The sequence below is a fragment of the Aromatoleum sp. genome (genome assembly GCF_032027225.1).
Taxonomy (GTDB): Bacteria; Pseudomonadota; Gammaproteobacteria; order Burkholderiales; family Rhodocyclaceae; genus Aromatoleum.
The window spans coordinates 1-12,085 of the sequence record NZ_JAVSMM010000026.1; the positions used below are offsets into that span (position 1 = coordinate 1).

A 12,085-nucleotide genomic window follows, 5' to 3' on the forward strand; every position below is an offset into this window, starting at 1 on the left:
CCCAATTGCCGTTGCACAATCGGCTGAAAAAGCAGCTGGAATCGTCATCAGGGCGGCTCAGGTCGGATCTTTTCAGCATCGATTTTTTTCCAGGCGGCCGGAAACCGAAGGTGAAGGCGGAATTTTCAACACCCTGTTAGGGAGGATCAGTTCTCGCTGCATCCGCATTTGTGCCCGTTCGAGCTAGTCGGATGTGGGGGTTGCACTCCGTGACAATTGTCATGTGGCGATAAAGCGACCGTGGGAATCCGCGACGATCGTACTTCCAACCAAATTGCACACACGCGATGAAAATCTCGGGGGCTGGATGCGAAATGCCAAATGCGCTCCATAGCAGCATTCGTCGGGCGGCTGGAATCAGCAGAGCGTGCGGAGTTGGAAGCCGAATCGAAAGGCGACGGAGCGGGTTTCGGAAATCGAAGACACGAAAGGAGGGTCCCTTTTTCGACGAGTTAGCGCGACGTTGCCGTTCGAAGATCGCTGGGATCACGACCGCCTATGGATTTCGTGTGCGTGAAACCGCTCCTTCTTCCGCATTCGACGAATCATTGTCTCGGCCACAAATACCGTTCGAGTCCCGCCCTTCAACTTCGCTCAGGACAGTTTGTTGTCGCCACTGCCACCGCCCTTCGACAGGCTCAGGGCGAACGGCTACTCGGGCGATCGGATGTTCCGTCCAACGGCCATTCGGCCGGCCGAACGGTATTCAGGTCGAACGGCTGTTTTGGACGAATGCTTGTTCAGCGCGAACCGTCGTATTCGTTTGCCGAATTCAATAACCGTTGCAATCCACCACTCAGCAGCGCAAATACGTCCCGCACGTCTCCCGCACCGACCCCGTCGATTCCCACCCCGCCATTTCGGCGCAATCGAAATCGTCGTTTTCCACCGGGCGCCGGCCGAACGGTACACGCAGCAGGAACAGCACCGCGATGACGATCTCGGCGAGGGCGAACAGCAGCACGGCGGTGATGCCGGTCTCGGCGTAGGTTGCGAGGTGCGAGATCGCGATCAGCAGCAGCACGACCGACAGCAGCGCGGCGAACGTCGATTTGAGGGATTGCGACAGGCGCGAGCGTTTGATTGGGGGCATCGGGGTATCTCCTTCCGTCGTTCTTGTGGCGGGCGTCGTTCGAGCGAATTTGGTTGCTCGAACGGGCGCGGCTTCGACCGGTGGTGTTGGCGACGCGGAACGTTTCGTGGAGCTGTAACGAATTGCGTGGCAACGGACTTCATGTTGCGTCCGCCGTACGTCGGCGGCATCGGCTGATGCGCCTAATGGGGCTGATCGGGTTCGACTGGTGCGACCCGTGACAATTGTCACGCCTCGCGTCGTGTCGGCCGGAGCGCGGCGGCGTCGATCGCGGCGATCAACTCGGCGCCGGGAGCGGTCTTTGAAACGAAACCCGCCGCGCCGAGCCGCAGCGCGCGGAGACGCACGCGCGGGTCGGTCGCGCAGGTGAACACGACGATTGCGGCGTCGCAGAAGGTGCGGAGCGCGGAAATCAGGTCGAGGCCGTCGTCGTCCCCGAGTTGGGCGTCGAGGACGATGACGTTCGGGCGGGCGGTGCGCGCAATCACGAGCGCATCCGAGCTGCAGCGGGCCTGGCCGACGACGTGCATGCGGGGCGCTTCGCTGCCGACGAGCGCGGCGACGCCGGAGAGGATCGCGCGATGGTCGTCGACGAGCAGGATCCCGATCGGTGAAACCGAAACGCTCGACAAGTCACGTGCTCCCAATGCGGCGCCGGCCGCGATGAGCCAAAGATACCGGGGTCCCATTAGCCTGCCCATGGGAGAACATGCCCGAAGCGGACGTGACAACCCGACCGGTGAGGCGGCGCCGACGGCGTGTCGGCAGGTTCAGAACGTGGATGCGATCATTGCGCACACGCGACGCCGCCGCCCGTGGCACGCCGCTTCGAGGTCGGTAAAACGGAACCCGGAAATCCCGGTCGGGGGGAGGCGATTCGTCGGCGGGGCAGCGTGAGCCCGGAGAAGACGCCCGCTGCGGCTATGACAATTCGACCACGGGGCAGTCGGGAATGGAGGGGCTTTTCGCCCGGATTCGAGGAGATGGGCGCTAATTGGTCGTTCGTGCCGGGTGCGGGAGAGGAATTCGGCCGCTCCGGTCCCATGACCATTGTCACGTGCCGCCGCGCGGTTTTGACCATGGTCCGCGCCGCGCGGCGGCGGTACGTTCGCGTCTGTCATTGTCTACGCGCCTGAAATATGCGGGCGCGTTTCCCGCATACAGGCACGGAGAACAATAAATGAAACGGGTTTTCGCCCTTCTGATCCCGGCGGCGCTGACCGTCGGCTGCGCGTCGCCGGTCCCGGTCGCAGAGAATTTCGCGCTTTCTCACCAGAAGGTCGCGCGTACCGCGCATCACTGGGATGTCGTCGCGGATGACGTGGTCGAGCAGACGATGAACGCGATCGAGGACAACGAGAGCCTCCAGAAGAGGCCGCTTTATGTTTCGGCACCCGAGCGGCATTCGGCTTTTAATCGGGCCTTCCGTGAATTTCTCATCACCCGGTTTGTTGCCAGTGGAGCAGACGTCGACGTCTGCAAGGCTGAGCCGCCGAAGAAAGCGGGCTTTGCTGCAGACGGAGCACAGATCCAAGTCACGTACGACACCCAGGTGGTGAACCACGGGTTGGACTTTCCGGACTACGAGCCGCGCCGATTCACTTGGCTCGCCGCCGGCGTCATCGTCTTGCGCCGTCTTTCGGAGGTCCATCTTGACACCGCTCAGTCCGGCGCTGCGGCGCTGGGAGCCGGTGCATTTGCCGACTGGTGGCTGGGACGTGAATCACAACCGACGCGGACAGAAATCCTTGTTACGACGACTATTGCCGAGAACAACCGGTTCGTCATGCGTCGAAGCGACATCTATTACGTGCCCGATGCCGATGCGGACCTCTTCGTGCGCTGGGGTGGAAAGCGGAAATCGGAATGTTCCGAGCAGTCGCAGAGCGCATCTTCCGGTCGAGCGTCACTCGCGCCGCCTGACGAGGCGGAAGTCGAGAACAGCCGCAGAGAACTGGTTGCGCGGGGAATGCGGCGTATCAACCCGGACTGGCGGAAGTCGTCCTTCTCTTACTGAGTGTTCGTTTCGACTGGGAAGGCGGGCGTTTGCGTCGCAGGCGGAATGCCTTGCGAGGGAAGGGCGCTTTCCCCTTGTGAATCGAACAATCGGCGTTGCTGTCGCCGGAGCGCGGGATGGAACGCCAGCCGGACGAAACGATGGAGCTTCACGGCTTGAAAGTGGACGATTACGGCCGCGAGCGCGCGCCTGCCCTTTGATGGACTCGCCCCCGGAGCACGTGGGCTGAAATCAAACTTGTGCGGCTTGCGTAGGCTGCCCTTCGGAATGCACGTCCGTCAGGACTTCGCCGGCCCGATCCCGTGTTCCTTCGCGTACACGTACAGTTCGAGCCGGCCGCGCAGTTCGAGCTTGTGGTAGATCACCGTGAGGTGGTTGCGCAGCGTGTGTTCGCTGATGCCGAGGCTCTCGGCGAGGACCAGACTCTTCGCGCCCTTGTGGCGGACCACCGACGCGATGACTTCGAGTTCCTTCGGCGTCAGGCTCGAGATCTTCGCGGTGTGCTCGTCCACGGGCGGATGCCCGCCCTTGAGCATGTCCATGATGTCGCCGATCAGCGCGCGGTTCACCCAGACGTCGCCCTCGTGGACTTTTTCGATCGCGCGCAGCAGCACGTCGACGGCCTCTTCCTTCTTGACGACGCCGCGCGCGCCGGCGAGTACCGCGCGACGGTGCGCGTCGGCGTCGCGGGCGCCGGTGAGCACGAGGATGCGGGCGCGCAGTGTCCGCTGCAGGGTCGCGAGCGACGTGCTCGAATCGGTGCCGCCGAGGTCGAGGTCGAGCACGAGGACGTCGGCGTCGCGGCTGTCGGGGGACTCGAGCAGTTCCTCGATGCTGGTGGCGCTGCCGAGCAGCTGCATGCGGTCGCCGGCGCTTTCGATCAGCCGCTCGATGCCCCACAGCATCGTGCGGTGGTCATCGACAAGAAACACTCTGATCGGGCTTTCGGTCGTTATTATCATGGTCCGATTCTCTCGGCGTCCTGGGGATGGCGATCATTAGATCAGTGACCCCCGGGGTGCACAGGTCGACTACCGCACACCCGCCTATCGATTCCGCGCGCTCGACGATCGAGCGGGGGACGAAGGGCGCGGGCGGCGCCAACGGGTCGTGGCTGTTCGTGAAGTGGAGCACGTATTGCGCGCCGCATTCGCCGACGCAGATGTCGGCATGCGTCGCGGCGGTGTGGCGACGGATGTTGGTCAGCGCCTCACTTACCATCGGGTAGATTTCCGCCGCGAGCCGCCGGCCGACGTGCAGTTCGTCGTCGCAATGCACCGTGACGTCGAGGCCGAAAAGTTCACCAAAGCGCCGTGCCTGGCGACGCAGCGCGGGAACGAGTGCGTTGTCGGCGCCGCCGCCGTCGCAGCGCATCCCGCTGACGAGTTCGCGCAGTTGGTGCAGTTCGGCGACCGCGACCGCCTGCAGCGCGTGAATGTCACGATATAGGGGATTGTCCGGCGCGGCCTTGCGGGCGAGCGCTTCGATGCCGTATTTCAACCCCAGGTAGGGCTGGACCGCGCTGTCGTGGAGATCGCGGCCGATCCGTGCGCGCTCGGTCGCGACGGCTTCGTCGGCGAGGCGTTCGAGGAGCGCCGCGTTCTCGATCACCGGGCCGAGCTGCTCCATGACGCCTGCGAGCACTTCGGCGCTGCGCGGGCCGAAGCGCCGCCGGCCGGATTCGAACACGAGCCGGCACGGATGCGGCGAGCGGCGGCATAGCGGCACCGCGACGAGCGAGCGTGCGTCGAAGGCCTCCGCGAGCTCCTGCATGGCCTGCCGGCCGGCGTTCGTCGGCTGCTGTTTGCGGACATCGAAGCCGCTCCGATAGCGGACGGGAAAGCGGCCGAAGAGGTGCGCGACGTGGTGCACGCTCGCGGTGTCCGGCGGCAGGTTCGCGAGCGCGTCGCGGAGCGTCGTGCCGAGTGCTCCCGACAGCTCGCGCACGCGCCCCGCGGCGTCGCAGCGGAATACGCGAGGTTCGCCATCCGCAAGCCAGACGAGGAGCACCCCGAGTTCGGCGTCGTGATGCCGGGCCAGCGACTGCAGCAGGATCTCGGCGATGCGCCTGACGCCGAGCCGCGGGTCGGCCTGCTCGAGAAGTCGTTCGACGATTGCGTGCTGCTCGCCGCGCCGCGTGCCCGCGCGTGCTAGCCCCGCGACCAGCGGGCCGATCAGCAGGAGGGCCAGCGGATGCAGGATCGCGGGGTGGGACAGGGCGTCGAACGGCTCGCCGCGAATCAGCGCGAGCCCGCCCGCGGCGAGGGACGCGACGATCGAAACCTTGACGCCGGCGACGAAGCCGTACATCAGCGCGGCGAGCAGCACCGGGAAGAACAGCAGCAGCACGAAGAGGTTCGCCTGCGGTCCGGCGAGGGCGGCGAGGATCAGGATTGCCGCGACGTCGCCCCAGATCGGCATCCGGCCGCGTGCGACGGGACGGTTCGCGAGCTCCATCGCCCACAGGCCCACCGCGTACGTGGCGTATAAGAGCGCTGCGCCGATGACCAGCGGAACGGAAGAAAGCGGGCGGGACGCGGCTTCGGCCAGCGCGAGGAGGGCGACGAGAACGCGGAAGTTCGCGAGAACGCGACGCAGGTCTCCGCTGCCGTCGATCGGGGTGCGCGCGCGCTCCGGTCGAGACATGTAACGCGCGTCGACGTTTCGATTCATCTCCGTGAATTCCTCCCTGATGGGCGCGAGTTTGCTGCTCGTAGACCGCGTGTTGGCCACGTACTCGCTGCGGATGCCGGCTTTTTTAAACCGATCGTGCTATGTGGTCTTCATCTTAGCCTCAATGCTGCATTGGCACAAAGTTACATTTCGCACAATCCGGTTACTAATGCGCATGCCGGGAATCCTGCCGGAAACGCGCCGTCAAACGCGTCGTGTCCGGACCGAGGAGATGGCGATGAGCGCGACGCGTACCGAAACCGATTCGATGGGCCCGGTCGAGGTCGCCGCCGACCGTTACTGGGGCGCGCAGACCGAACGATCCGTCGCGAACTTCCCGATCGGCGTCGAGCGGTTCCGCTGGGGGCGGCCGATGATCCGTGCCCTCGGCATCCTGAAGAAGGCGGCCGCGCAGGCGAATGCCGAGCTGGGAGAGCTGCCGGTCGAAATCGCCGAGTTGATCGAGCGCGCAGCGGACGAAGTGATCGACGGCAGTCTCGACGCGCATTTCCCGCTCGTCGTGTTCCAGACCGGCTCGGGCACGCAGTCGAACATGAACGCGAACGAGGTGATCGCGAACCGCGCAATCGAGCTCGCGGGCGGCGAGCTCGGGTCGAAGCGGCCGGTGCATCCGAACGATCACGTCAATCGCGGCCAGTCGTCGAACGACACCTTCCCGACCGCGATGCACATCGCCGTCGTCGGCGAGTTGCAGCGCCGGCTGTTGCCCGCGGTCGGGCGACTGCGCGGCACGCTCGCGGACAAGGCGAAGGCGTTCGCCGACGTCGTCAAGACCGGCCGTACCCATCTGCAGGACGCGACGCCGGTGACGCTCGGTCAGGAGATCGGCGCCTGGGTCGCGCAGATCGACTTCGGCGTCGCGGCGGTCGAGGCGAGCCTGCCCGGGCTATTCGATCTCGCGATCGGCGGCACCGCCGTCGGCACCGGGCTGAATGCGCACGCGCGTTTCGGCGACCGCGCGGCGGAACGGATCTCCGCGCTCACCGGACAGCCTTTCCGCAGCGCGCCCGACCGCTTCTTCGCGCTCGCCGCGCACGACGCGCTGGTGCAGGCTTCCGCCGCGATGCGCACACTGGCGGGCGGGTTGATGAAGATGGCGAACGACGTGCGCTGGCTCGCGAGCGGCCCGCGCTGCGGTATCGGCGAACTGACGATCCCCGAGAACGAGCCGGGCTCGTCGATCATGCCCGGCAAGGTGAACCCCACGCAGTGCGAGGCGCTGACGATGGTCTGCGTGCAGGTGTTCGGCAACGACACCGCGGTCGCATTCGCCGGTACGCAGGGCAACTTCCAGCTGAACGTGTACAAACCCGTGATGGCGCACAACGTGCTGGAGAGCATCGCGCTCCTCGCCGATGCCTGCGACGCATTCGAGGCCCATTGCGCGCGCGGACTCCTGCCGAACCTGCCGCGCATCCGCGAGAACCTCGAGAAGAACCTCATGCTGGTGACTGCGCTGAACCGCCACATCGGCTACGACCACGCGGCCGAGATCGCGAAGAAGGCGCACAAGGAAGGCCTGTCGCTGCGCGAAGCCGCGCTGGCGTCCGGCTATGTCAGCGCCGACGAGTTCGAGCTGTGGGTGAACCCGGAGGCGATGACGCGGCCGGGAACGTAAGGTGGATGTGAAGCGGGCGATGCGGGACAGCGCTTCGATCAGTCCGAATTACGCGAGCGGTGCCGGTCTGTGGTAGGTCGGTCGGAGCCACAGGCGACGGCCGAGGCGAAACGTTTCGGAAGCCGTGGAACGTCGGACATCGCTTTGCTCGTCCGGCCTACCGGAGCTCGATCGGTTTTTCTGAACGAGGGTGAGGGCAGCCGAAAACCGATGCGGCGCGACGGGCCCGCGAGAATGCGGTTTCAGGCGGTCCTGCTCTTCGCCTTTGCGATTCTTGCCAACGCGGCGCGTCCACTGTTGATGTGCGCCCGCATCAGGAGTTCGGCGCGTTCCTCGTCGCGCGCGGCGAGGGCGGCGAGGAGTTCGCGGTGTTCGGCGAGCGACTGCTCGAGGCGGCCTTCACTGAACAGCGAGTGCTGACGGGACAGCTTGATCACCTTGCGCAGGTCCTCGATCACCTGTAGCAGCCAGCGATTGTCGGCGATCTCCTGGAGCACGTAGTGAAACGCCTGGTTGGCTTCGAAAAAGCCGTTCATGTCGTCGTCGGCCGCCGCCTTCTCGAGTTTCCCGTGAACCTCGCGCAGCCGCTGGAGGTCGGCGTCGGTGGCCTTGCGGGCGCTCAGCTTCGCGCACTGGCCTTCGAGCAGCGCCATGACGTTGAAGATTTCGTCGAGGTCGCGCTCGGAAATCTCGGTGACGTAGCAGCCACGCCGCGGCTTCAGCGTGACGAGTCCTTCGGCGGCGAGGACTTTCAGCGCTTCGCGCAGCGGGGTCCGCGAGATGCCGTAGTCGTCGGCGAGGGCCTGCTCGTCCACCCAGCTTCCGGGGGGAAGTTCGTGCGAGAAGATGCGCTCGCGCAACCTCTCTGCGACCTCCTGGTAGAGGGCGAGCGGGGCGATACGGGTGGGTGTCATGGGCGGTTTCGAGTTGAACGGAGCCGCTCGTCCGACGCGACTGTCGCTCGGAGTTGCGTCCATAATTATGGATAAAGTATTATTCCCTCGCTGCAACAAGTCAACTTCCGGTGCGCGGTGCGGAAGGGAGGTCGCGGGTCCGGGAAGCATTCGGGCCGGCGACGGTGGAGAGGGCGCCGCGTCGTGCGTCGGAGCGCCGGCGGCCGTCCGTGGCGATTGCTACGGGCGGCCTCGTCGTCGCAGAGAGTGTTTTTCGAACAGGTTTCAACCATCGTTCCGGGGCAGCGGCGGCTACGGCTCCGGGTGCGACCGAACATCGTTTTGCCGCTGCTGCGGCTCATGGATCAGAGAGGGTTTGTCATGTCGAACGCCAAGATGCCGGCGTACCCCCAGCCGGATTTGGACGCCTGGAAGAAGGCCGCGGCGAAGCACGCGCCCGGAGGCGATGTCGAGAAGCTGAACTGGAACACCCCGGAAGGGATCGCGGTGAAGCCGCTGTATACGAAGGCGGACGTCGCGGATCTGCAGCACGCCGACACGCTGCCCGGCTTCGAGCCCTTCCTGCGCGGCCCGCAGCCGACGATGTACGCGGTCAAGCCGTGGACGATTCGCCAGTACGCCGGCTTCTCGACCGCCGAGGCGTCGAACGCGTTCTACCGCAAGGCGCTCGCGGCCGGCGGCCAGGGCGTGTCGGTCGCGTTCGATCTCGCGACCCACCGCGGCTACGACTCCGACCACCCGCGCGTGACGGGCGATGTCGGCAAGGCGGGCGTCGCGATCGACTCCGTCGAGGACATGAAGATCCTCTTCGACAGCATCCCCCTGGACAAGGTGTCGGTGTCGATGACGATGAACGGCGCGGTGCTGCCGATCCTCGCCGGCTACATCGTCGCGGCCGAGGAGCAGGGCGTCAGCCAGGACAAGCTGTCCGGGACCATCCAGAACGACATCCTCAAGGAGTTCATGGTCCGCAACACCTACATCTATCCGCCGACGCCGTCGATGAAGATCATCGCGGACATCTTCCAGTACACGTCGGCGCACATGCCGAAGTTCAACAGCATCTCGATCTCCGGCTACCACATCCAGGAAGCCGGCGCGAACCAGGCGATCGAGCTCGCGTTCACGCTCGCCGACGGCATGGAATACGTGCGCACCGGCATCGCGTCGGGGATGGACGTCGATACCTTCGCCGGGCGGCTGTCGTTCTTCTGGGCGGTCGGGATGAACTTCTATCTCGAGATCGCGAAGATGCGCGCCGCGCGTCTGCTGTGGTGGCGGATCATGAAGCAGTTCGAGCCGAAGAGCGCGAAGTCGATGATGCTGCGCACGCACTCGCAGACGTCGGGCTGGTCGCTGACCGAGCAGGACCCGTACAACAACGTCGTGCGCACGACGATCGAGGCGATGGCCGCGGTGTTCGGCGGCACGCAGTCGCTGCACACCAACGCGCTCGACGAGGCGATCGCGCTGCCGACCGAGTTCTCGGCCCGCATCGCGCGCAACACGCAGATCATCATCCAGGAAGAGACGCACATCTGTAACGTCGTCGATCCGTGGGCGGGCTCCTACATGATGGAGAAGCTCACGCAGGACATGGCCGACCAGGCATGGGCGCTGATCGAGGAAATCGAGGCGATGGGCGGCATGACCAAGGCCGTCGAGTCGGGCTGGGCGAAGATGAAGGTCGAGGAATGCGCGGCCGAGAAGCAGGCGCGTATCGACTCGGGCAAGGACGTCATCGTCGGCGTGAACAAGTACAAGCTCGCGAAGGAAGACCCGATCGAGATCCTCGACATCGACAACCACGCGGTGCGGGAAGCCCAGATCGCGCGGTTGAACAAGATCCGTTCGACGCGTGACGCGGCCGCGGTGCAGGCGGCGCTCGACGCGCTGACGAAGTGCGCCGAGACGGGCGAAGGCAATCTGCTCGACCTGTCGGTGCAGGCGGTGCGCCTGCGCGCGACGGTCGGCGAAGTGTCGGATGCGCTCGAGAAGGTGTTCGGCCGCTTCCGCGCGAACCCGCAGGCGGTGTCGGGGGTGTACGGCGCCGTCGTCGAGAACGACGCGGACTGGAAGGCGCTGAAGGCCGACATCGACGCCTTCGTCGCCGAAGAAGGCCGCCGTCCGCGCGTAATGGTCGCGAAGCTCGGCCAGGACGGCCACGACCGCGGCGCCAAAGTCGTCGCGTCGGCGTTCGCCGACCTCGGCTTCGACATCGACATCGGCCCGCTCTTCCAGACGCCGGAAGAGGCGGCGCGCCACGCGGTCGAGAACGACGTCCACGCGATCGGTTGCTCGAGCCTCGCCGCCGGCCACAAGACACTCGTGCCGCAAATCATCGACGGCCTGAAGAAGCTCGGGGCCGACGACATCGTCGTTTTCGTCGGTGGCGTGATCCCGGCGCAGGACTACGATGCGCTATATGCGGCCGGCGCGAAGGGCATTTTCGGACCGGGGACGCCGATCCAGAACGCGGCGCGCGAAGTGCTCAAGCAGATCCGCGCGGCGAAGGCGGCGTAAGGAGCGACGACGAACAGGTCCGGACCCGCTGTCGATTGACGCAGGGCGGAAAACGAGGCCGCCAGAGGGTGGCCGATGTTTCGGCGTAGCCAAAAGGCTGCCTTCCGCCGACGGCTGCGATCGTTACGGATGCATGAACATGCGGCGGATTGCGCCTTTGGCTTATCCGTCCTACGAATTTCTTTGCGAGCCACGCAATCGACGTTTCGATGCCGATGAATCGACCTGAACGCCAGCGGGAATCCGCGCCCGAACTCGACGCCGTCGACCGCGCCCTCGTCGACGGCGTGCTCGCCGGCCAATTGCGGCCGCTCGCGAAGACGATCACGCTGATCGAATCAACGCGCGATGACCACCAGGTGCGCGCGCAGCACGTCATCCAGGCGCTGCTGCCGGCGACCGGCAATGCGATGCGGGTCGGCATTTCGGGCGTGCCCGGCGTCGGAAAATCGACCTTCATCGAGGCGCTCGGCCTGTACCTGATCGAACAGGGACACCGCGTCGCGGTGCTCGCGGTCGATCCGTCGTCGACGGTGACGGGCGGCTCGATCCTCGGCGACAAGACGCGGATGGAGATGCTGTCGCAGAACACCGCGGCCTTCATCCGTCCGAGCCCGTCGGCGGGATCGCTCGGCGGGGTCGCCGCGAAGACGCGTGAGACGATGCTCGTCTGCGAGGCCGCGGGCTTCGACGTCGTCATCGTCGAGACCGTCGGCGTCGGCCAGTCCGAGACCGCGGTGGCCGGCATGACCGACATCTTCTGCCTGCTGCAACTGCCGAACGCCGGCGACGATCTGCAGGCGATCAAGAAGGGGATCATGGAGATCGCCGATCTGATCGTCATCAACAAGGCCGACATCGATGCGCGCGCGGCGCAGCGGGCGCAGTCGCAGATGAAGAGCGCGCTGATGATGTTCCATCACGCGTCGCCGCACTGGACGCCGCCGGTGATGACCTTGTCGGCGCTGCAGAAGCAGGGCATTGCGGACTTCTGGGCCGAGGTGAAGCGTTATCGCGACGTGCTGAAGCCGACCGGCGAATTCGACGCGAAACGCCGTCATCAGGCGTTGGCGTGGATGTGGGAGATGATCGACAGCGGGCTGCGCAGCCGTTTCCGCGACAACCCCCGGGTGCGCGCCGAGCTCGCGCCGCTGCAGGCCGCGGTCGAGCAGGGCGTGACGACGCCGGCCGCCGCCGCCGCCCGCTTGCTCGCCCATTTGAACTGA

10 protein-coding genes are annotated in these 12,085 nt (G+C 65.6%); 5 read left to right on the forward strand and 5 right to left on the reverse strand.

Going from position 1 to position 12,085, the window contains the following annotated elements:
* Positions 1 to 187 (forward strand): hypothetical protein (locus ROZ37_RS20270; protein ID WP_312662371.1); only part of this gene is annotated, 187 nt, incomplete at its 5' end.
* Positions 188 to 796: 609 nt separating this feature from the next.
* Here the strand turns inward: ROZ37_RS20270 and ROZ37_RS20275 are convergent.
* Together ROZ37_RS20275 and ROZ37_RS20280 are read right to left on the reverse strand one after the other, a co-directional pair.
* On the reverse strand, positions 797 to 1,093 hold the full coding sequence (locus ROZ37_RS20275) for a hypothetical protein (RefSeq protein WP_312662372.1): 297 nt from the start codon (positions 1,091 to 1,093) through the stop codon (positions 797 to 799).
* 227 nt (positions 1,094 to 1,320) lie between these two features.
* On the reverse strand, positions 1,321 to 1,725 hold the full coding sequence (locus ROZ37_RS20280) for a response regulator transcription factor (protein WP_312662374.1): 405 nt from the start codon (positions 1,723 to 1,725) through the stop codon (positions 1,321 to 1,323).
* A 548-nt stretch (positions 1,726 to 2,273) separates the two neighbouring features.
* Here ROZ37_RS20280 and ROZ37_RS20285 point away from each other — a divergent pair.
* Positions 2,274 to 3,110 (forward strand): hypothetical protein, encoded by an 837-nt coding sequence (locus tag ROZ37_RS20285; protein WP_312662376.1) that lies wholly within the window; start codon positions 2,274 to 2,276, stop codon positions 3,108 to 3,110.
* Between the two features lie 278 nt (positions 3,111 to 3,388).
* Here the strand turns inward: ROZ37_RS20285 and ROZ37_RS20290 are convergent, their stop codons facing one another.
* On the reverse strand, positions 3,389 to 4,042 hold the full coding sequence (locus tag ROZ37_RS20290) for a response regulator transcription factor (RefSeq protein ID WP_312662380.1): 654 nt from the start codon (positions 4,040 to 4,042) through the stop codon (positions 3,389 to 3,391).
* Positions 4,026 to 5,783 (reverse strand): histidine kinase, encoded by a 1,758-nt coding sequence (locus ROZ37_RS20295; protein WP_312662382.1) that lies wholly within the window; start codon positions 5,781 to 5,783, stop codon positions 4,026 to 4,028. The genes ROZ37_RS20290 and ROZ37_RS20295 overlap by 17 nt, the downstream gene beginning before the upstream one ends.
* A 238-nt stretch (positions 5,784 to 6,021) precedes the next feature.
* On the opposite strand from ROZ37_RS20295, the gene fumC reads away from it, so the two are divergent.
* Entirely contained in the window at positions 6,022 to 7,422 is a 1,401-nt protein-coding gene (fumC, locus tag ROZ37_RS20300; protein ID WP_312662383.1) for a class II fumarate hydratase, read from the forward strand.
* A gap of 242 nt (positions 7,423 to 7,664) precedes the next feature.
* On the opposite strand, the gene ROZ37_RS20305 is transcribed toward fumC, so the two are convergent.
* Entirely contained in the window at positions 7,665 to 8,336 is a 672-nt protein-coding gene (locus tag ROZ37_RS20305) for a GntR family transcriptional regulator (protein WP_312662384.1), read from the reverse strand.
* Between the two features lie 360 nt (positions 8,337 to 8,696).
* Between ROZ37_RS20305 and scpA the strand changes: the two genes are divergently transcribed.
* Both scpA and meaB read left to right on the forward strand, forming a co-directional pair.
* Complete coding sequence (gene scpA, locus ROZ37_RS20310; protein ID WP_312662385.1) at positions 8,697 to 10,859, forward strand: methylmalonyl-CoA mutase; 2,163 nt, start codon at positions 8,697 to 8,699, stop codon at positions 10,857 to 10,859.
* Positions 10,860 to 11,068: 209 nt separating this feature from the next.
* Positions 11,069 to 12,085, forward strand: coding sequence for a methylmalonyl Co-A mutase-associated GTPase MeaB (gene meaB / locus ROZ37_RS20315; protein WP_312662386.1), 1,017 nt, complete (start codon positions 11,069 to 11,071; stop codon positions 12,083 to 12,085).